Source organism: Bacillus sp. K2I17, from assembly GCF_002209985.1.
Lineage (GTDB): Bacteria > Bacillota > Bacilli > Bacillales > Bacillaceae_G > Bacillus_A > Bacillus_A wiedmannii.
In genome coordinates, this window is the sequence record NZ_NJGF01000012.1 from 89,564 (window position 1) to 111,611 (window position 22,048).

The window sequence follows — 22,048 nt, forward strand, 5'->3', positions numbered from 1 at the left end:
GATATTTTATAAACTAAAACATTAATTAGGGTAAGAAGGGGTGGAGTACTTGCAAGAAGTTGCTGAGTTTCGTATGCCGAAGTCCGTATTATATGGAAGAAATTCGCTTGAAAAGCTGGGGGAACAATCTAAGAAGTTGGGGAAAAGAGCGTTTATAGTCACGGATACAATTATGGAGAATTTAGGATATGTTGAGAGGTGCATACAACAATTAAATACGAAAGGTATTACTGTTAGTACATATAATAAAGTAAATGCTGAGCCTACAAATATACACGTGTTAGAAGCGTTAACACTTTGTAAAGAAGGAAAGTGTGATTTTATTATTGGTATTGGTGGTGGAAGTTGTATTGATGCAGCGAAAGCAGTTGCGGTGTTAAATACAAATGGTGGAGAAGTGGAAGATTATGTCCAAAAAGATATGGAAATAGACAACGATCCGCTACCACTAATTGCAATCCCAACAACTTCTGGTACTGGATCGGAAGTAACAAGTGTAGCAGTAATTACGAATAAACGAACAGATGTAAAAATGATGATGAAGCATCCAAATTTCACACCGCAAGTAGCGATTATTGACCCAATATTAACGCGTTCGGTACCATCTCATATTACAGCAGCAACAGGGATAGATGCATTATGTCATGCAGTCGAAGCATATATTTCTAAAGTTTCACAATCACTTACCGATGTACTTGCACTTTCCGCTATTGAAAGTATTATGAAATATTTACGTATTGCATATGAGGATGGAGAGAATATGGAGGCAAGAGAAGCGATGATGATTGCTTCCTTACAAGCTGGAATCGCATTTTCCAATGCATCTGTTACGTTAGTTCATGGAATGTCAAGGCCGGTAGGAGCGTTATTTCATGTACCACATGGTATATCGAATGCAATACTATTACCTACAGTTTTACAATATACAAAAATTAGTGCAGTAAAAAGACTAGCGGATATTGGACGTTGTTTAAATAAAGATTTGTATTCCTATTGTGATGAAGAAGTAGCCGACTACACGCTGAGGGAAATAAAAAAACTTTGTTTTGATCTTCGTATTCCAAATTTAAAAGAATACGGAATTGGTGAAGTTGAATTTGAAACAGCTATTTCTAAAATGGCATCAGATGCAATTGAAAGTGGAAGTCCAGCAAATAATCCACGTGTGCCATCATATGATGAAATTAAACAGTTGTATCGAGAATGTTTTCATTATCAATATGAAGATTTTATAAAAACATCAAAAAAATAATTTCAGAATATTCTTATAAAATTTCCTTGGAAATAGTTAAAACAAGACTTTATATTATAAACGTAAAGTCTTGTTTTATTGTGTATAATATACATAATAAAATGTTGTGATTAGTTTTAAAAAACAGTATAAGGTGGGTGTTGTGTAATGAAAACAATAGGTTTAATTGGTGGTATGAGTTGGGAATCAACTTCTGAATATTATAATCATAAATGAAGAAATAAAAGAGAGATTGGGAGGATTACATTCAGCAAAATGTATGATTAATAGTGTGGACTTTGAAGAGATTGAACGATTCCAGTCTAACGGAGATTGGAATGGAGCAGGAGAAATATTAGGAAATGCGGCATATTCGTTACAGAGGGGAGGAGCAGATTTTATAATTATTTGCACAAATACAATGCATAAAGTAGTTGAGAAAATAAAGGAGAATATTCATATTCCAGTCTTACATATCGCTGATGCAACTGCGAAAGAAATTAAAAGGAAAGATATTCAAAGGGTTGGTTTGCTTGGAACTAAATATACAATGGAGCAAGACTTTTATAAATTACGCATAGAAGAGAATCGTATAAAAGTAATGGTTCCATCAGAAAAGGATAGAGAAAAGATAAACGAAGTAATATATACAGAATTATGTTTAGGAAAGATAACATCTCAATCTAGAGAGTATTATAAAAGAGTTATAGAAGAGCTAGTACAAGAAGGGGCCCAAGGAATTATATTAGGTTGTACAGAAATAGGATTATTAATAAAGCAGGAAGACGTATCAGTTCCGATATTCGACACAACTTATATACATGCAGTTGAAGCAGTTAATTTCGCTTTACGAAATAGATCATAATTATATTATGTAACCTAGTTCGCGTTTGTGGAAAACATTCTGAAAATACTTTATAATGTAAGTGGTTACATTTAAGGGGGAATGCGTATGTTTTCAGTTCAACCAATCGCATTTGTACATAATGAAAGAAAGGAAATAAAAGATGATGAGTGGGGAGAAGTAAGATCCTATATTACTTTAACTGAAATATATACTGAGGAAAGTATACAAGGGATTGAAGATTTTTCTCATATTGAAGTTGTTTTTTATTTTCATAAAGTAACTGATGAACAAATTCAATATTTTGCTAGACATCCTAGAAATAATAATGATTATCCTAAAGTAGGCATTTTTGCACAGCGCGGGAAAAATCGTCCGAATCGCATAGGAGCAACAATTGTAAAGGTGATCAAAAGAGAGGGTAAATCAATTATTGTTGAGGGGTTAGATGCTATTGATGGCACACCTATATTGGATATAAAGCCGATAATGAAAGAGTTTATGCCGAAAGAAGAAATTGTACAGCCTAAATGGGCAACGGATATAATGAGACAGTATTGGAAGGGGAATGGAGTAAAATGAGAATATATGAGGCAACAATTGCAGATTTAGATGGACTAGCATCAGTTTTTAATAACTATCGTATGTTTTATAGACAAGATTCCGATTTAGAAGGAGCAAAAGTATTTTTGCGAAGTCGGATCGAGAGAAAAGAATCCGTTATTTTTGTGGCAGTTGAAGACGGCGAATATATTGGCTTCACACAATTATATCCATCATTTTCTTCCATTTCGATGAAAGAATTATGGATTTTAAATGATTTATTTGTACAAGCAACTAAGCGCGGAGCAGGAACAGGTAAAAAATTATTAGAAGCTGCTAAAGAATTTGCATTAGAAAATGGTGCAAAAGGTGTAAAATTACAAACGGAGATTGATAATTTATCAGCACAGCGATTATATGCTGAAAATGGTTATTTGAGAGATAATCGTTATTTCCATTATGAATTAACGTTTTAAAAAAATATAAGATTAAAAGAGACGTTTTCATTGTGAAAACGTCTCTTTTAATTTGTATTATTGTTGATTTAAAATCCAATTTGTAGCATCTTCAAAGTTTTCTGCAATGTAGTTTGGTTCAATATGTGCCCATTTGTCTCGGTACGTATGTAAAGCATCATATCCAGCGCCTGTTCGAACTAATATCGTTGTCGCATGTACTGTTGCGCCTGCAACGATATCAGTCCAGCGATCACCAATTACAGCGCATTTTTTTAAATCAAGCCCATGTTTTTCAGCTGCTTGCAGCAGCATACCTGTACCTGGTTTACGGCATTCACAACCATCACCGTGTTTATGAGGACATACGTATATATCATCAAAACCGAAGTCTTCTAATTCTTGTGCAAAATCAGCTACAGTTGCTATCCCATCTGCGATACCTGGTTGATTTGTGAAAGAGAAAATTTTTATATTTTGGGCTTTTAGTTTTTGCAGAGCTGCTTTTGTGAAAGGAAATAATGTAAAAGAGCCTGGATAATGTATTGTAGTGTCACCACCAATTGTACCGTCACGATCAATAAAAATAGCTTCGATGTTTGTCATAGTTATAGTCCTTTCCATTTATAAGTAGTTTAAAAATGTTTCACAAATCGATATCCATTCACTTCATATCCTAATTTTTTGTAAAAAGGATGTGCTTCTAATCTTTTTGTTCCACTGACTAGCCATGTGCCTATACAATTATGTGTCTTTGCTAATTGCTCAGCATAATCCATTAATACTTGCCCAATGCCTTTTCGTCGTATTGTAGAATCAACGCTAATAATTGAAATTTCCCCATAACGAGTTACATCTTCTAAATTTTCACGAATACGAAACCCAAGTAATCCACATATGGTTTCTTCTTCCTCATAAACATATAAAAAATCAAAGGGACTCATTTGTACGAATTGCAATCGGTTGTTCATATCTTCATACGAAATAGAGGAACCTTTTAATTCTGTTGTTAAAGAACAAAGTGCATCTATATCGTCTATCGTAGCTTCACGAATTTGAAAAGACATATTATCCACTCCAATTAAATGTAATCAAACATTAAATATTCTATTAAAAAGTATGTATTCCTGCTACGAAAATAAATATTTCATAATGATATATAGATAGTTATATGTTATTCTTTTCCTTGATTGTATTGGAAATGGAAAGAAGGGGAATGTATGTTAGAAGTGAATATTCGCTCTGCCGGATATGATATAGGGGAAAAGACAATTCATGATATTGCCTTTTCAATTGAAAAAGGTGAATTAGTTGCACTTATTGGTGCGAATGGTGCCGGGAAGAGTACGACGATTAAAACGATGCTCGGTTTACTTGTAAATATGAATGGTGAAATATCATTTGGTGAAAAGAAAAATCCTTATGCATACGTGCCGGAACACCCGACATATTATGATTATTTGACGCTTTGGGAACATATCGAACTATTAATGGCTGCTCGCGAGAACGAAGTAGGAAGCTGGGAAAGAAAAGCAGAAGAGTTATTACATATGTTTCGAATGGATAAACATAAACATGAGTATTTATCAAAGTTTTCAAAAGGTATGAAACAAAAATCGATGCTCATTTTGGCATTTTTAACTGAACCAGATTTTTATATCATTGATGAACCTTTTATCGGTTTAGATCCAGTAGCTACGAAAGAGTTTTTAAGTTATTTATATAAAGAAAAAGAACGTGGCGCAGGTATATTACTTTGTACTCACGTATTAGACACAGCTGAAAGAATTTGTGAGAGATTTTTACTCATTTCACAAGGTACATTAGTCGCAGATGGAAATCTAGAATCTATCCAAGCGTTAGTAGAAATGCCAGGGAGTTCATTATTAGACTGCTTTGATGTAATCGTAAGGCGTGAACAGCATGATTAAACAACAATTTTATAAAAGATTGCGTCATGAACTGAGGCGTAAATGGAAGTCCATACGTTCTATAACTGATTGGACAGTTGCGCTATATATTATTATTCCAGCACTTATATTTATGGGGATTTATTATCGTTCACTATGGATAGAAGAATTATCGATGGGAGAGACAGTTTATTTCGGATTAGGTCTATTCGCATTTTATGTGATTACATATTCAAGAGGAGTTCGTTCATTTTTTGAACAAGCAGATAGTTTATTTTTAATTTCGTATCCCGCTCACATGCAAAAGTTAATCCAGTATGGTATGACATATACGTTTATTCGAATAGCTATAACGAATGTAATAGTAGTAGTTACTATGTTACCAGTGTTGATGAAAAGTATCGGAGTGACGAAAATACAAGTCGTATTATTTTGGCTATTTTTTACTGTATTTCGATTTCTGTTGTCGTTATTAACGAGATTTATTCATGTACGTGTGGGGAAACGATGGCTACTATGGATTATAAAAAATGTAATTTTTTCTATAAGTTTAACCTTTTTTGGATTGAGTCTGTTTCTTATTTATACAAATCCAGTTTATTCTATACTAAGTATCGGTCTAGCAGTTTTTCTAATTATCGGGTTGATAAAAGAAAAATGGAATTATAAAAATTGCTTTTTTAAAGAAGTTGAGAAAGAGAAAGAAGAAAGTATGCGCTGGACGAGTGGGATTATGCAAGTTGGTGGTCATACAGCTAAACCGAGTAGTTCGAATAAAAAACCGTGGATGTTTCCGCGTTCTAAAAAGTTTTTAGGGAAGAAAAAGGAATCTCGTATTGTTGAATCCTTTTTAAAAGAATTTTTCCGTACAAGTAGTGCACGAATATTTTATATTCAAATTGTATGTATAAGCACCGTCAGTATTATTATGAGTCCGAGGTGGATTGCAGCTATTATTCTTGCATTTGCTTTAGTTGGAATTTCTCGTTATGCGCGCGATTATTGGAATGAATTTACGAAAAAAATGTTTCTCCATCTATATTGTGATGAAGGAAAATTATTATTGTTAAGATGGAAGGCCGATCGCTATTTATTACTTCCAGTACTGCTTTTGTATGGAATAGTTATACTTTCTCATTTTGATTTATTACTAGCTGTAATTGCCGGGATTATTTTTATAGTATGGATTGGTTGGATTGTATTTTTACCATAGAAAAAGAGCCGAAAAATGGCTCTTTTTTTAATCTGTTACACATTGATAAAGAAAATATACCAAAACGAGTATGCTTGCGGCGGAATACATGACATCTAAAGTCATCGGATTGCCTCCTCATTGTTGTTGTATTTATATTGTATGAAATCTTACAATTTCATATTCAAGTGAAAAATATGTGAACGTTAACAAAATTGTAAAGTGCAAAAATTACAATCATTTTGTATAATAGAAGGAACAACCGTTATATAAAATATAATGAGTGAAAGGGGAGGGAACATACATGCCAAATTGGTTTAGAAAAACCTTAGTCGCATTAATTACCGTATTTACATTTGGTTTAGTGACGCCTCCTTCCATATTGCTTGATAATGCCAAAGCTGCGGACAAGCCTACGAGCACAGCTGGGCAACAAAATTTGGAGAGTACGTCCTATACATATGAAGAAACGAATGACAGGTTAACCACTGATACTTTTATTACGTACGCAATGCAAGAAGCAGAGAAGCAGTCGATGCAAAAGTTTGGCACTAAAATTGGTCCAGTAATTGAAGATGAGTTTAAAGATGTAATATTACCGAAAATTGAAGAGGCAATTGCTGAGCTTGCAAGTGATGTGCCAGAGGAGTCATTGCAATCATTAGCGATTTCTCAAAGACCAGCTGGCGGAAATAATGAAAAGATTTTTCATGTGTATGACACGAAATCAGGAAATGACTTATTGCGATTTCATGTAAGAAGAGATCATCCACCGCAAGATGGTTATTATTTTAATTTCCACTATCACCGTTTTGATGATGGGTACTCAGGACACCATGAATTAGGGAATATTTATTGGAATACGAATATACCGCCAAAGTGGCTTTCTTAAAAAGAACAAGAGAAAATCTTGTTCTTTTTTATGTATATAGAAGGTTTAGACAACTACGGTGTTGAATAAGATAGGTTTAGAAAAAGAAGCAAAGGGAGTATGGGGATGCAAAAATATATTGTTTTTGACTTTGATGGCACATTAGTAGATTCACAAAATATATTTGTACCAATTTATAATCAAATTGCTGAAAAGCACGGATATAAAACGGTAAGGGAAGAAGAAATTGAGTATTTACGTAAATTAACGATGCCAGAGAGATGTAAACAACTTGATGTACCATTGTATAAACTACCGATATTAGCGCTGGAGTTTTATAAATTGTATCAACCCGCTATAAAAGATCTTATTTTGTTTCATGGGATGAAGGATGTATTAGATGAACTGCATAAAAAAGGATACGGAATTGCCGTTATATCTTCTAACTCAGAAGAGCATATTCGGGCATTTTTACACAATAATGATATAGAAAATATACAAGAGGTATATTGTTCTAAAAATTTGTTCGGTAAAGATAAAATGATAAAAAGATTTTTAAAATCGAAAAAAATAACAGAGAAAGATATGTTATACGTCGGTGACGAACAGCGAGACGTAGCAGCGTGTAAAAAGGCTGGGGTGAATGTAATATGGGTATCTTGGGGATATGATGTTATTGAAACAGTGAAAAAAGATGCACCAGATTACATGGTCAATACACCAATGGAAATTGTGCAAATAGTACAAGGGGCATATTCTTAATATGAATACACTTCAATCAGCTATTCATCATATTGAATTTTGGGTATTGGATTTAGAGGAGTCCATTTCTTTTTAAGATCCGAATGGGTTTATTGTAGAAGTAGCGTATACACCAAATGTAGAAATGTAAGGGGAATAAAAATGAAAACAATTACAGCATGGCAAAACAATATACAGATAGTAAAAGATGCAGTTAATATTGAAGAAATTTCTAAAGGTTTCTCACCTGATAAGAAATATATCATTACGAAAGCGAATAATGAAAAATATTTATTACGGACAGGCGATATAAAAGAGTATGAAAGAAAGAAAATAGAGTTTCAAATTTTAAATGAAATGCAAAAACGTAGTGTGCAAGCTCAAAAACCAATTGAAATGGGTTTATTGGCAGAGGAAGATTTATGCTATGGTATTTTTTCATATTTAGAAGGGGAAGATGCGAAGAAACTATTGCCTACATATACACCAAAAGAACAATATGATATTGGTATAGAAGCAGGAAAAGATTTAGCAAAAATGCATACATATGAAGCTCCTAAGGATATCCTTCCATGGTATGAAAGAGCAATGGAAAAAAATCAAAAATATGTAGAGGCATATAAAACATGTGGAATAAAAATAAAAAATGATGATAAAATCATAAAGTTTATAGACGAAAATGGAATATATTTAAAGAACCGCCCAAATCGATTTCAACACGATGATTTTCATTTAGAGAATATAATTGTACGTGATGCGAAATATGTAGGTGTTGTTGATTTTAATGGTTATGATTGGGGTGACCCACTTCATGATTTCGTAAAAATTGCACTATTTGCAAGAGACATTAGTATTCCGTATTCAATCGGACAAATAGAAGGCTACTTTAATGGGGGAATACCAGAGGAGTTCTGGAACTTATATGCGGTGTACGTTGGCATGACAGTTTTCTCATCAGTTGTGTGGTCCTTACGAGCAGCACCACATATGTTAGAGGATACGTTAGAGCGTCTTACTATCGTTTTAGAAGATCATAAAGACTTTGAGTCATTAAAGCCAATTTGGTTTCAACCAGAGAAGATTAAGATGAAATAGAAAAGGTAGGTGTGATTCACATCTACCTTTATTTTTTACCATTCTTCGTTTTGAAGCAGTTGTAATGCTAATTTTAAATCAACATCTTCTTGTATATGTTCCGGAGTCCACGGGATATGTATATGCGGCTGTATACCAATTCCGGACATTCCTTCGCCTTTATCTATAATAGAGAGCCGTGAAGTAGGGTAGTAAAGTGCGAATGTATCAGCCCATTCCATTACCGCTAAATTAGAATAATCATTTAAACCAGCAGTAGGACGACCTATTACTTTTACTTTCAATGATTTTTTTGCAACTTCTACAAAAGAATCACCAGAACTTCCACATGTAACATCTGTTAATATAACTACTCTATTAGGTGATTTTCTCCCGTGTATTTTTAATGATTGAAGTTCTTTTGGTAACTCAGAAGTATCAAATGTAACGAATCCTTTTTTATAATTCTTTTTTAAATCTTGAATAAATATATCAGTGAATAATTTGGAAAGTTCGTCTAAAGAATCGTAATCTTCCATTTTGATGTCTTTCATACGTAAATGAAAGTTTCGTTCTGTATGATTTAATTGCATTGTATCTGAAGGATCTAAAAGGGAGATCTCTTTGTCTTCGAATAAGTAAGGAAGTAATTTAAAAAATGCATCATCACTTCCACCACGATTCAAACGCACATCAATAATTAAGTTCGGAAAAGAATTAAGCTCATTTTTGTGTGAGTCTAATAATTTATTAATCGCTTCAGTATTTGCGAAATCAGTCAAAGTAATTAAGAGTGTGTCTTTATTATGCTGTTTAAATGAATAAATAGGCGTGTATTCATTTTGTTTATACTTTTGTAAAGTAATGGTTTCGATTACGCCATCTTCATTTATAAGTGTACAAGTTGATGATTGTAATAAAACATAATCCCATTTTTCACGTTCATATGTATTCGCATTTAAATATTTCCTATATTTTATTATTAACTCAGGGATTTTCATATTATCTAATGCTAGAATAGACTGCCCTTTTTTCACTCTTATTTCTTGTGAAGTGGATGTAATATATAGGCGGTCTTCGTATCTTTTCACTTGGAAGCCAGCACTGTTAAGTGGTTGATTGTTAGAGTTCATTTTGAAAAACATATGATTATCTTTAAAGTCTAGTAAGTAATCACGTACAATTTCAGTAAATTGTATTGGTGTTAGTTCTCCTTGTTTCTCTAGTTTCTCGACTGTCTGTAAATATGTAGTAGGATCGTCCCATCCTTTCTTATCTATACAACCTGAATAATCGTGATGAGTGATCGAAACAATTTCTTTGAAAATTTCTGTATACACAGCTTTTCCTCCTGGTAATTTAATTAGTTGAATAATAGAATTCTGTATCCTTTACGTATTATCCTTTTTTTGCATAGAGAAAAGGGGAATAGAGGGAAGTGTTATCTTCCCTCTATTAAAATATTTATTTAATTTTCTTAAATACAAGCGGCTGCGTACTTAACATAGCTGGTACATGTAACTGAAGGGATGGGAATTCACCACTTACATTCATTTCATAAGCGAATAATAAACTCATTTTCATTTGGAATAAATCAACTTTTGCAGAGAAGATGTCGTAATGATGATGAGCTAATTGAATATCCATCTCCATAAATTGTACATATAACGAATCATCTCGTTTGTATACTTGTAATGTTCCATATGCAGGATGCTCGAAAGTACCGGTATAATCCTCTAACCTGTGAGAAGGTGTAGTCCCTTCAATTTGTTCAGGAATGGATTCAGTTGCTTCTTTCATCATTTCCTTCATTTTTTCAGTATCTTCTACAGCACGTTTATGCCAATCAATGGATTCTACTTCAAGTAGTTCGTCATAAATTTGATTAGCGAGATAAGTAGGTAGTAATGTGCCTCCAGCATTCGTTAAAATAACAAGGCCTATGTTTTCTGTTGGTATGAATGAAACAAGTGCTGAAAACCCATCAATATTACCGCCATGATGAATTACCTTATTACCACGGTAAGCGCTAATAAACCAACCAAGACCGTAACTATTTAATGGAGATTCCGGAAGTGATAAAACTGGTTGATCTGGAATGGAATTATGTGGTGTATACATTTGTTGTAATAATTCAGAGGAGATTAATTCATGATCTCCAAATTTCCCTTCGTTTAAGTGAAGAAGGACCCAATTTGCCATATCTTCAATTGTAGAATTAATACACCCAGCAGCGCCGACTGTATCGATGTTATGGAATGGAACTTCTTTTAGTTTACCGTCATTTTCAACGTAAGGTAATGCATAATCATCTGTATTTTGTGAGTCTGTAACAGAGAAGTTTGTTTGATCCATATTTAAAGGCTCTAAAATATGTTCTGCAACATATTGTTCCCATGTTTGATTCGTAATGTTTTCTACAATATAACTAATTGTCGCATACATTAAGTTGTTATAAAGAAATGCTGTACGAAACGGAGCATCAAGTGGTAAATATTTTATTTTTTCAACGAGATCTTTTCGAGATAAGGAAGAGCTATACCAAAGAGCCTCATGACGGCTTACACCAGTTCGATGAGAAGCTAAATCTCGTCCGGTAACTTGTGAGCTAGCAAGTAGTTCAGATAAAGAGAAGTTAGGTATATAAGTCTGGACAGGAGTATCCCAATTAAACTTATTTTGTTGTGCTAACAAGCTTAATGAAAGTGTACCAAAAGCTTTCGTTGAGGAACCGATTGCGAACCGAGTATTCGGTGTAACAGCCTCTTTTGTCTCTATATTACGATAGCCAAATCCTTCTGAAATAATGACTTCACCATCTTTTATAACAGCTATAGCAGTGCCAGGAACATTTAAATCCTTCATCATTTTTTCAACCGTTGTTTGTAAAGAAGTCATAACAGGAGTTTCAATTTTAGACATACTTCTAACCTCCAAATATAAATTTTATCCTACCGCACTATACTTTCGGTAATAGAAAATGAAAACCTTTATAAATTTGGAAAGTTAATAATTTTGTAAGAATGAATAAAGTTATTATTTATTTAGAATTTTAATTTTATTATAATTAATTTAAATTAAGATATAGAAAAGATGGTGAAGAAGTGTGCTAACAATAAAGAGAGTGCTTTGCGACAATAAAAAAAATCCGATAGGTATAGATTCAAAAGTTGTTAAAATGAGTTGGCTGCTTGAGTCGAGTAACCGAAATGTAAAACAACTTGCTTATCAATTGCAGGTTGCGAAAGATAGAGATTTTGAAATTATAATGTTTGATTCGCGAAAAGTAGAAACAGATCAAAGTTTACATATACCAATCAATTCATTTTCATACAGAGCGGAAACGCGTTATTTTTATCGGGTAAAGGTATGGGATAATTACGGAGAAGAATCATCGTGGTCAGAAGTAGCATTTTGGGAGACTGGATTACAAGGGCAAGATAACTGGAGCGGGAACTGGATTGCCGCGAAAAAAGAACGAGCGCAAGTTATGTCCTTTAATAAAAATTTTACTATTAAAAAAGTAGTTAAAAAAGCGCGTTTATATATCACAAGTTTAGGATTATACGAGGTTTCTATAAATGGAGAGCGCATTGGAGATTGTTATTTTACCCCTGGATGGACAAGTTATGATAAGAGAGTACTGTATCAAACGTATGATATAACGCATTTATTAAAGGGTGAGCACAATACTATTTCGGTTCTGCTAGGTAATGGATGGTATAAGGGACCACTTACCATGCATCATGTACGTAATTATTACGGTAGAAGACGTGTGATAATTGCTCAAGTACATATAACGTATGAAGATGGAACGAAAGAAAAAATTGTAACAGACGAAACATGGAAGGTAACTCCAAGCCCAATTTTGTATTCAGAAATTTATGAAGGGGAGGTTTACGACGCTAGGATAGAAGAAAGTAGGCAAGGGCTAGAAGATGTTGAAGTAATTGAGCATTCCAAACAAATAATTGTTGCGCAAGAAAACGAAGCAATTCGTAAAATGAAAATTATTAAACCGATTTCTATTTCAAAACTACCGAATCACGAATGGCTCATTGATATGGGGCAAAATATGGTAGGTTGGGTTCAATTTACAGTCCGTCATGTTTATATTGGCCAAAAGATAGAATTGCATCATGCTGAAATATTGAATAAAGACGGTAGTTTTTACACCGGAAATCTCCGAAAGGCAAAACAAAAAATAGTGTATATAGCAAAAGGAGAAGAAGAGGAAACGTTTGAACCTCATTTTACATATCAAGGCTTTAGGTATGTGAAAATAAGTGGATTAACCCAGCCACCTCAAATAGCAGATTTTGAAGGGGTTGTATTACATACGGATATGGAAAAAGCGACTGAATTTGAAACGTCTAATCCATTAATCAATCAACTTCATCATAATGTGGAATGGTCTCAAAGAGGGAACTTTTTTGATGTGCCAACAGATTGTCCGCAGCGAGATGATCGACTTGGATGGACCGGAGATGCACAAATGTTCATTGGGACAGCTACGCAAATTATGAATGTACAATTATTCTTTAAAAAGTGGCTCCAAGATTTATCATTAGATCAAAATGTTAATGGAGCTGTGCCTTTAGTTATTCCAGATGCTTTTGGGAAAAGAGCGGATTTTGATTTACATACTTCTGGTGGTTGGGGCGATGCAGCAATTATATGCCCGTGGGTTCATTATTTACATTACGGAGATGTATCGATTTTAAAAGAACAATATGACAGTATGAAGAAGTATATAGATTACATACGTTCACAAGGTGAGAACGAGTATTTATGGGATACAGGCTATCATTTAGGGGATTGGCTCGCATTAGATACGAAACCAGATGTATATGAAGGCGGAACAGACAAGCATTTTATTGCGACAGCTTATTATGCCTATTCTACATCGCTTTTACGAAGGATTGCTGAGATTTTAGGTGAAAATACAGATGCTAAATTATATGCAGAGTTACATGGGAATATTGTTCAAGCATTTCAAAATGAATTCGTTACACCAAATGGTAGGTTAATTTCAAATACACAAACAGCTCACATATTAGTACTTCTTTTTGAACTAGTGAAAGATGATGTGAATGAGAAAGTATTTAATCGCTTAATTGAGCTATTAAAAGAAAATAAAAATCATTTAACAACAGGTTTTATAGGAACACCGTATTTGAATTTAATATTAAGCAAGTTTAACCGGCATGACCTTGCTTGTAAGCTTCTATTTTATGAAGATTATCCATCATGGTTATACCAAGTGAAAAAAGGTGCCACAACGATTTGGGAACATTGGGATGGCGTGAAAGAGGATGGAACACTTTGGAATGATAGCATGAATTCTTATAATCATTACGCATATGGCTCTATTGTTGAATGGATATACCGATATATTATTGGATTAGAAATGGATGAGACAAAAACTGCATATAAACATTTTTATGTACAACCACATTTTGATTCGAATATAGAATGGGTTAAAGTAAAACGTGAGACAGCTTATGGAGAAATTAAGATTGAGTGGCGTGTAGAAAAGGAACAAGCCTTTTTATATATTTCTGTACCAGCTAATACAAGCGCTACATTACGGATAGACGAAACAAAATGGAAAGCAGAACATGACGTTGGAAGGGATTTAGGATCAGGTGATTATAAATTTACATTTTGTAAAAATATATTGAAGTAGAATTCTGTTTATATAGAAATATATTTTTATTCATTAGGATTATTTAATTCACTGTTTTTCATGTTATGATAAATTTCATATAAGATTGAAAGAAGGTTTTACTACATATGAAACATGCTGAATATGAATACTTAAATTTATGCCGCCATGTAATGGAGCATGGTACGAAGAAAGAAGATCGTACAGGGACAGGCACTGTATCTGTATTTGGATATCAAATGCGTTTTGATCTAAGTAAAGGTTTTCCTTTATTAACGACAAAGAGAGTGCCGTTTCGCCTTGTAGCAAGTGAACTGCTTTGGTTTATGAAAGGTGATACAAATATTCGTTATTTATTGCAGCATAATAATAATATTTGGAATGAATGGGCATTTAAGAGCTGGGTAGAAAGCGATGAGTATACTGGTCCTGATATGACTGATTTCGGTCTTCGCTCACAACAAGATGAGGAATTTAAAGTGCAGTACGATGAGCAAATGGAATTGTTTAAAAAGAACGTTTTAGAAGATGATGATTTCTCGAATAAATATGGTTATTTAGGAGATGTATACGGAAAGCAGTGGCGTGCCTGGAAAACGACAGCTGGTGAGACGCTTGATCAATTAAAAGATGTAATTGAAATGATTAAAAAAACGCCAGACTCCCGTCGCCTAATTGTTTCTGCCTGGAATCCTGAAGATGTACCAAGTATGGCATTACCACCTTGTCATACGCTATTCCAGTTTTATGTAGCGGATGGCAAACTTTCTTGTCAGTTATATCAAAGAAGTGGTGACATATTCCTTGGAATTCCATTTAACATTGCAAGTTACTCACTACTAACACATTTAATTGCACATGAATGCGGACTTGAAGTGGGAGAATTTGTTCATACAATTGGAGATGCACACATTTATACGAATCATTTTGAGCAAGTGGAAAAGCAATTGGCACGTGAAGCACGTCCGTTCCCAAAACTTGCATTAAATCCAGATGTGAAATCTGTGTTTGAATTTGAAATGGAAGATTTAACGATTGAAGGATATGATCCACACCCAGCAATTAAAGCACCGGTTGCAGTGTAATTGTAGAGGAGATGAAAAGATGATAGTTTCATTTATGGTCGCAATGGACGAGAATAGAGTAATTGGTAAAGATAATAATTTACCTTGGCGTTTACCGAGTGAATTACAATATGTAAAGAAAACAACGATGGGTCATTCGCTTATTATGGGAAGAAAAAACTATGAAGCGATTGGTAGACCACTGCCTGGAAGACGTAATATCATTGTAACTCGTAATGAAGGGTATCATGTTGAAGGTTGTGAAGTAGCACATTCTGTAGAAGAAGTGTTTGAGCTATGCAAAAATGAAGAAGAGATTTTTATTTTTGGCGGAGCGCAAATTTATGATCTCTTTTTACCATACGTAGACAAGTTATATATAACAAAAATTCATCATGCATTTGAAGGAGATACATTCTTCCCAGAAATCGATATGGCAAATTGGAAAGAAATTTTTGTTGAAAAAGGGTTAACGGATGAAAAAAATCCGTATACGTACTATTATCATGTATATGAAAAGCAACAATAATAATAGAGGTTGATGTGAATATTCGCATCAATCTTTTTATTTGTATCCATCAATATAGGTTTATAGATGAGATTCGATAGTGCTATAATGAATGGTAGCATGTAAAAATGCTAATATTTTCTAAAGTATTGATGTAGAAAGAGGAGGAGAATCGATTGAGAAAGATATGGGGGATTCTTTTTCTTTGCTTAACATTCATGTTAGTTGGATGTGGTAAAGAAGAAAAACCACAAGAAGCGTTTGATACATATGCAAAAGCATGGAATAAACAAAAATTTGCAGAAATGTATGATCAATTATCAGAAAAGGCAAAAAAAGATATTTCAAAGAAAGATTTCACTGAGAAATATGAAAAAATTTATGCTGGCATTGAAGTGAAAGATTTAAAAGTAGAAACAGGGGAAGTAAAAGAAGATAAAAAAGATGAAGGTCCTGTTCCTTTTAAAGTAAGTATGGATACAGTTGGCGGTAAAATCACTTTTGGTCATGAAGCAAAAATGGTGAAAGAAAAAGATGGAGATAAAGAATCTTGGAAAATAGATTGGACTCCTGATTTTATCTTCCCAGGGATGACAAAAGATAGTAAAGTGCGCATGCAAACGACAGAGCCAAAACGTGGAGAAATATATGACCGCAATGGTAAATATCTTGCGGTAAATGGTAAAGCTTCTGAAATCGGATTGATTCCTGAACAGTTAGGGGATGCTGCTCCGCAAACGAAAGAAACGGTAGCGAAGTTGCTAAATATGTCTGTAGAAGAAATTGATCAAAAACTAGCAGCTAAATGGGTAAAACCAAATTACCTTGTACCAATGGGAATATTGCCTGAAGGAGCAACACAAAATACGTACATAGATTTACCGGGTGTTGCAACAAAACCAGTCAATATTCGTTCATATCCATTAGGAGAAGAAGCAGCACATCTTACTGGCTATATTGGAAAAGTGAATGCTGAAGATTTAAAAACGCTACAAAAAAAAGGCTATCAAGCAGATGATCCAGTAGGTAAAGCTGGTTTAGAGCAAGTACTGGAAGAAAAGCTACGCGGTAAAAAAGGCGGCCGTGTCTTCATAGAAGATGCACAAGGGAAAGAAATTAAAAATTTAGCAAAAACAGATGCTGTTGATGGAGAAAATGTAACTTTAACGATTGACAGTGCAGTTCAAAGCGAAATTTATAATGAAATGAAAAATGAGGTAGGGTCAAGTGCAGCAATTAATCCAAAGACTGGAGAAACACTTGCACTAGTGAGCACACCAGCTTATAACCCAAATACCCTTACAAGAGGGGCGTCAAAAGCGCAACGTGATGCGGTATATAATGATCCGAAAAAACCGATGACGAATCGATTTACACAATTATCAGTTCCAGGATCTGTATTTAAGCCGATTACAGCTGCAATCGGTCTTGAAACGAAAACAATTGATCCAAAAGAAGAGTTAAAAATTGAAGGATTAAAATGGACGAAAGATTCTTCTTGGGGTAATTATTATGTAACACGTGTAAAAGATGCAAATCCAATTGATTTTGATAAGGCAATGAAATACTCGGATAATATTTATTTCGCACAAGAGGCTTTGAAAATCGGAAAAGATAAATTTATGAGTGAAGCGAAAAAGTTCGGATTCGATGAGAAATTACCAATTGAATATGGATTCCCAGCTTCTAAAATCGCAAATGGTGGTATTAAAAATGATATTCAAATGGCAGACACAGGTTATGGACAAGGGCAAGTATTAATGACGCCACTCCATCTAGCGTTAACGTACGCACCAATTGTTAATGAGGGAAACATACCTTCTCCATATATTATTAAAACAGATAAGCAACCGAAAGTTTGGAAAGAGAATGTCATTTCAAAAGGAAATCAGGATATATTAAAAACTGCTATGACGAAAGTAATTAATGATCCAGATGGTACTGGGAAAATTGCTAAAATTGATGGAATGACTCTTGCTGGAAAAACAGGTACAGCGGAATTAAAAGTATCAAAAGAGGCCGAAGGAAAAGAACTAGGCTGGTTCGCTGCATTTGATTTAAATTCACCAGATATGGTCATTACAATGATGATTGAAGATGTAAAAGGTAGAGGCGGAAGTAATATTCCAGCTGAAAAAGTGAAACATGTGTTTCAAAAATAGAAAATGATGAAGACTATCTCCATGGAATGTGGAGGTAGTTTTTTGTTTCACCAAAAACATATTGAAAAGATAGTGTTTATTAACTTACGAAAAAAAAGTAGCTATTTTTTATTGACATTGAACATAACTTTTTGTATTATACTTACATAAGGTAAGTTATTTACTTTCGAATTATAAATCTCAAATTAAAGATAAGATGTGTAAAAGGGAGAGAATACAATGACAAAAGTACTATTTATTACAGCAAATCCAAATTCAGCAGAAGGTTCTTTCGGAATGGCAGTAGGAGAAGCTTTCATCGAAGCTTATAAAAACGAACATCCACAAGACGAAGTTGTAACAATTGATTTATTCAACACTACAGTACCAGCAATCGATGCGGATGTATTTGCTGCTTGGGGTAAATTTGCAGCAGGTGAAGGCTTTGAAACTTTAACTGAAGTTCAACAACAAAAAGTTGCAGCAATGAACACAAACTTAGAAACATTTATGCATGCGGATCGTTATGTATTCGTAACTCCAATGTGGAACTTTAGCTATCCACCAGTAGTAAAAGCATACTTAGATAACTTAGCAATCGCAGGTAAAACATTCAAGTATACTGAAAATGGCCCAGTTGGCTTATTAGAAGGCAAAAAAGCACTTCACATTCAAGCAACAGGTGGCGTTTATTCTGAAGGAGCATACGCAGCTGTAGACTTCGGCCGCAATCACTTAAAAACAGTATTAGGATTCATTGGTGTAAATGAAACTGAATACATTGCAGTTGAAGGTATGAATGCAAACCCTGAAAAAGCACCAGAAATTAAAGAAGCAGCAATTGCTAATGCTCGTGAATTAGCAAAACGTTTCTAATATAGAATACTTGAAAATGTCCAAGCACTTGCTGTTTGGACATTTTTTCTTCTTTTTCCTTCGTTTGTCTAGTATAATGAAGGTCGGAATGATAATAGGTGGGGGTTCTGTATGATTCAAACGTTTTTTAAAATCTTTTATTTAATTTTAATCGTAATTGCGATTACACCGAGAATGTGGCGTCTGAAAAGACAAGTAAATACGATGTCGCCACAAGAAAAAGATAATGTTGTGTATAAAACGACAAATTGGTTTGGTAAGAAAATGGTACGTGTAGCTGGTGGGACAGTTGAAGTAAAGGGACTGGAAAATGTTCCAAAAGATAAGCCGGTACTAGTTGTAAGTAATCATCAGAGTAATATGGATATTCCTGTTTTACTAGGTTACTTAAATAAACCAATTGGATTTGTTTCAAAAGCAGAGATTAAGAAGTTTCCAGTTGTACCAACTTGGATGGAACTTATGAATTGTGTATTTATGGTTCGTAATGATCGTCGTCAATCTCTTCAAGCGATTAAAGATGGAATTGGGCTGTTAAAGAACGGGCATTCAATCGTAATCTTCCCAGAAGGGACGAGAAGTAAGGGTGGCGAAATTGGAGAGTTTAAGGCTGGGAGTTTTCACCTTGCAGTAAAATCTGGTGTAGCAATCTTACCTGTAACATTAGATGGGACATATAAAATGTTTGAAGCGAATGGAAACCGTATGAAACCAGCTTATGCAACAGTAACAATTTCTAAGCCGATTACAGCTGAAGAGTATGCGAATATGGATATTAAAGAATTAACGAAGCATACACAGGATGTTATCGCATCACAATTACATAAGTAATAAAAAAAGGTTTCAGCTTAATATAAGCTGAAACCTTTTTTTATGCTGTAGGTAAGACATAAAAGAGTACGCAGAAGAACATCATCGCACTACCACCTAAAACGAAAAGATGCCAAATGGCATGATTGAAAGGTAACTTTTCCCAAAGGAAGAATATAGCCCCTACAGAATATAAAATTCCGCCTGCTAAAAGTAGTGAAAAACCATGTCCAGTTAGATTTTCATAAAGTGGTTTAATAGCAACGATTATGATCCATCCCATTATGATATAACATAATGTTGATGCCTTAATAAAGCGACGTACAAAGAAAATTTTGAAGATGATACCTCCGAGTGCTAGTGTCCATATAATAGCGAGTAACGTCCAGCCTAATGGTCCGCGAAGCGTAATAAGTAAAAAAGGAGTATATGTGCCAGCGATTAATAAATAAATGGCTGAGTGATCTAGTATAGTAAATAATTTTTCTACTTTTGGATGATGAATGCTATGTAACAAGGTCGAAAACAAGTACAGTAAAAACATGCTTACACCATAAACCGTAAATGCAACTACAGCAGATGCGGTACCATGCTTAGAGGCATGAATAATTAATATAATTAAGGCAGGGATGCTTAAAATGGCACCGATACCATGTGTAATTGCATTTGCAATTTCTTCTTTCACAAAATGTGTCATTCGTGTCATTTTTTCAGTCATAATGCAAATCCTTTCTACTATCATAAAATAATATGTCACTTCCCTTACCATATCATACACAAGGGCAATAGAAAATGAAATTTGTATAATTGATTATATTTTTGAATTTTTTTGACAAAAGGCAATGGATTTGTTGACGTTTTCAAACTTTTTTGACAAAATAAAATTATGCAATAGTAGGACAAGGAATCTACTAATAAAGGGGATGGAGAAATGTTTTCAAATATTGGCTTTCCAGGATTAATTTTAATTTTAGTAGCTGTACTCATTTTGTTTGGGCCGAAAAAATTGCCGGAAATCGGAAAGGCTTTAGGGGAAACGTTAAAAGAATTCAAAAAATCAACGAAAGAATTGACTGATGATGCATTTCAAGAGAAGGAAAAGAAAGAAAAAATGTAATGAATTTTCCTCGAAATGGATAAATAAAGTGTGGTGAACGAGATGGAAGATCGGGAAATGAGCGTAGTAGAACATATTGTTGAGCTTCGCAAACGAGTAATATATACAGTACTATCCTTTGTCCTATTTTTAATTATCGGATTTACTTTTACGAAGGATATTTATTTTTGGTTAGTAAAAGATTTACCAATGAAATTAACTGTTCTCGGTCCAAGTGATGTATTATGGATTTTTTTCTCGATTGCTACAGTATTTGCTATCGTTTGTACAATTCCTTTTGCTGCTATACAAATTTGGTTATTTGTAAAACCGGGTTTACATCCAAATGAACAAAAAATGACAGTAATGTATATACCGGTATTGTCTATATTATTTATTGCAGGTTTATGTTTTGGATATTTCGTTGTAATGCCGTTTTTATTTCATTTTTTAACTACGATAGGTAATGAAATGTTTAATACGATGTTTACGACAGAAAAGTATTTTCATTTTGTTCTTAATTTAACAGTTCCATTTGCTGTAATTTTTGAATTACCTGTAGTTGTCATGTTTTTAACGAGTATTGGACTGTTAACGGCGGAATTGCTAATAAAAATAAGAAGGTATGCTTACGTAGCATTGATTATCATTGCATCGTGTATATCACCGCCGGATTTTTTATCACATAGTTTAGTAGCGGTACCGCTTATTTGTATTTATGAAATTAGTATCGCTTTATCAAAGATTGTCAGTAAGCGGAAAAAGAAAAGAGAAGAAGAAATACAGTCGAAAAGTGCCTCGTTATAAAGGCACTTTTTTTATTTATTTGTTATACTTTAGACATAAACGTATACAATATATAGAAGAAAAAAATTATAGAATCTCCAAAATTTAGACAAACTTTGCGCTTTGCTAAGTTTATACTAAAATTATTAAGCAATATACGGATAGCGGGATTCCTGTCTGATCGGATATTTAGGATGGAGGATGAATAGAGTATAAATCTTCTAACCAAAAGGACTAC

General features: G+C 33.9%; 21 protein-coding genes and 1 pseudogene. 17 read left to right on the forward strand and 5 right to left on the reverse strand.

The genetic code is table 11. The annotated features are described in order from the left end of the window. The first annotated feature begins 49 nt into the window (after positions 1-49). The 4 genes and pseudogenes from eutG (at position 50) to CER22_RS15965 (ending at position 3,094) form a co-directional block, all read left to right on the forward strand. On the forward strand, positions 50-1,252 hold the full coding sequence (eutG, locus tag CER22_RS15950) for an alcohol dehydrogenase EutG (RefSeq protein ID WP_088609123.1): 1,203 nt from the start codon (positions 50-52) through the stop codon (positions 1,250-1,252). Between the two features lie 147 nt (positions 1,253-1,399). Then, positions 1,400-2,096, forward strand: a pseudogene (locus CER22_RS15955) (aspartate/glutamate racemase family protein). 87 nt (positions 2,097-2,183) lie between these two features. Next, complete coding sequence (locus CER22_RS15960; protein WP_087982557.1) at positions 2,184-2,657, forward strand: SAM-dependent methyltransferase; 474 nt, start codon at positions 2,184-2,186, stop codon at positions 2,655-2,657. After that, on the forward strand, positions 2,654-3,094 hold the full coding sequence (locus CER22_RS15965) for a GNAT family N-acetyltransferase (protein WP_048540883.1): 441 nt from the start codon (positions 2,654-2,656) through the stop codon (positions 3,092-3,094). The genes CER22_RS15960 and CER22_RS15965 overlap by 4 nt, the downstream gene beginning before the upstream one ends. A gap of 57 nt (positions 3,095-3,151) precedes the next feature. Here CER22_RS15965 and CER22_RS15970 read toward each other — a convergent pair whose 3' ends face one another. Beyond that, on the reverse strand, positions 3,152-3,679 hold the full coding sequence (locus tag CER22_RS15970) for an HAD-IIIA family hydrolase (protein ID WP_060488621.1): 528 nt from the start codon (positions 3,677-3,679) through the stop codon (positions 3,152-3,154). Between the two features lie 29 nt (positions 3,680-3,708). After that, positions 3,709-4,140 carry a GNAT family N-acetyltransferase gene (locus CER22_RS15975; RefSeq protein ID WP_088063244.1) on the reverse strand — a complete coding sequence of 144 codons (432 nt, stop codon included), beginning with the start codon at positions 4,138-4,140 and terminating at the stop codon, positions 3,709-3,711. A gap of 153 nt (positions 4,141-4,293) precedes the next feature. Here CER22_RS15975 and CER22_RS15980 point away from each other — a divergent pair, with 153 nt between their 5' ends. The 5 genes from CER22_RS15980 to CER22_RS16000 all read left to right on the forward strand — a co-directional run bounded on the left by CER22_RS15980 (position 4,294) and on the right by CER22_RS16000 (position 8,882). Further along, complete coding sequence (locus CER22_RS15980) at positions 4,294-5,004, forward strand: ABC transporter ATP-binding protein (protein ID WP_088609124.1); 711 nt, start codon at positions 4,294-4,296, stop codon at positions 5,002-5,004. Further along, positions 4,997-6,196, forward strand: coding sequence for an ABC transporter permease (locus CER22_RS15985; protein ID WP_088609125.1), 1,200 nt, complete (start codon positions 4,997-4,999; stop codon positions 6,194-6,196). The genes CER22_RS15980 and CER22_RS15985 overlap by 8 nt, the downstream gene beginning before the upstream one ends. Before the next feature lie 283 nt (positions 6,197-6,479). Beyond that, entirely contained in the window at positions 6,480-7,067 is a 588-nt protein-coding gene (locus CER22_RS15990) for a YpjP family protein (protein WP_001134418.1), read from the forward strand. A gap of 105 nt (positions 7,068-7,172) precedes the next feature. Next, the gene (locus CER22_RS15995) at positions 7,173-7,808 is read left to right on the forward strand and encodes an HAD family hydrolase (protein WP_141540980.1); all 636 of its coding nucleotides are present in this window, start codon (positions 7,173-7,175) and stop codon (positions 7,806-7,808) included. Positions 7,809-7,949: 141 nt separating this feature from the next. Next, positions 7,950-8,882, forward strand: a complete 933-nt coding sequence (locus CER22_RS16000) for an aminoglycoside phosphotransferase family protein (protein ID WP_088609126.1) — start codon at positions 7,950-7,952, stop codon at positions 8,880-8,882. Positions 8,883-8,917: 35 nt separating this feature from the next. On the opposite strand, the gene CER22_RS16005 is transcribed toward CER22_RS16000, so the two are convergent. Continuing rightward, positions 8,918-10,201, reverse strand: coding sequence for a S41 family peptidase (locus CER22_RS16005; RefSeq protein ID WP_088609127.1), 1,284 nt, complete (start codon positions 10,199-10,201; stop codon positions 8,918-8,920). 124 nt (positions 10,202-10,325) lie between these two features. Further along, positions 10,326-11,783 (reverse strand): serine hydrolase, encoded by a 1,458-nt coding sequence (locus CER22_RS16010; RefSeq protein WP_088609128.1) that lies wholly within the window; start codon positions 11,781-11,783, stop codon positions 10,326-10,328. A gap of 184 nt (positions 11,784-11,967) precedes the next feature. On the opposite strand from CER22_RS16010, the gene CER22_RS16015 reads away from it, so the two are divergent. The 6 genes from CER22_RS16015 to CER22_RS16040 all read left to right on the forward strand — a co-directional run bounded on the left by CER22_RS16015 (position 11,968) and on the right by CER22_RS16040 (position 19,949). Next, positions 11,968-14,550, forward strand: a complete 2,583-nt coding sequence (locus CER22_RS16015) for an alpha-L-rhamnosidase (protein ID WP_088609129.1) — start codon at positions 11,968-11,970, stop codon at positions 14,548-14,550. Between the two features lie 107 nt (positions 14,551-14,657). Next, on the forward strand, positions 14,658-15,614 hold the full coding sequence (locus CER22_RS16020) for a thymidylate synthase (RefSeq protein ID WP_088609130.1): 957 nt from the start codon (positions 14,658-14,660) through the stop codon (positions 15,612-15,614). Between the two features lie 19 nt (positions 15,615-15,633). Then, positions 15,634-16,122 carry a dihydrofolate reductase gene (locus CER22_RS16025; protein ID WP_061679531.1) on the forward strand — a complete coding sequence of 163 codons (489 nt, stop codon included), beginning with the start codon at positions 15,634-15,636 and terminating at the stop codon, positions 16,120-16,122. 155 nt (positions 16,123-16,277) lie between these two features. After that, complete coding sequence (gene pbpC, locus CER22_RS16030; protein WP_088609131.1) at positions 16,278-18,263, forward strand: penicillin-binding protein 3; 1,986 nt, start codon at positions 16,278-16,280, stop codon at positions 18,261-18,263. A gap of 219 nt (positions 18,264-18,482) precedes the next feature. Then, the gene (locus tag CER22_RS16035) at positions 18,483-19,118 is read left to right on the forward strand and encodes an FMN-dependent NADH-azoreductase (protein ID WP_048541201.1); all 636 of its coding nucleotides are present in this window, start codon (positions 18,483-18,485) and stop codon (positions 19,116-19,118) included. Between the two features lie 111 nt (positions 19,119-19,229). Then, complete coding sequence (locus CER22_RS16040) at positions 19,230-19,949, forward strand: lysophospholipid acyltransferase family protein (protein ID WP_088609132.1); 720 nt, start codon at positions 19,230-19,232, stop codon at positions 19,947-19,949. 40 nt (positions 19,950-19,989) lie between these two features. Here the strand turns inward: CER22_RS16040 and trhA are convergent, their stop codons facing one another. Beyond that, positions 19,990-20,646, reverse strand: coding sequence for a PAQR family membrane homeostasis protein TrhA (gene trhA / locus CER22_RS16045; RefSeq protein ID WP_088609133.1), 657 nt, complete (start codon positions 20,644-20,646; stop codon positions 19,990-19,992). A 213-nt stretch (positions 20,647-20,859) separates the two neighbouring features. Between trhA and CER22_RS16050 the strand changes: the two genes are divergently transcribed. After that, positions 20,860-21,045, forward strand: a complete 186-nt coding sequence (locus tag CER22_RS16050; RefSeq protein WP_000492443.1) for a twin-arginine translocase TatA/TatE family subunit — start codon at positions 20,860-20,862, stop codon at positions 21,043-21,045. Positions 21,046-21,087: 42 nt separating this feature from the next. Next, a complete protein-coding gene (gene tatC / locus CER22_RS16055) occupies positions 21,088-21,831 on the forward strand; it encodes a twin-arginine translocase subunit TatC (RefSeq protein WP_000390128.1) in 744 nt (247 codons plus the stop codon). Positions 21,832-22,048: the final 217 nt, after the last annotated feature.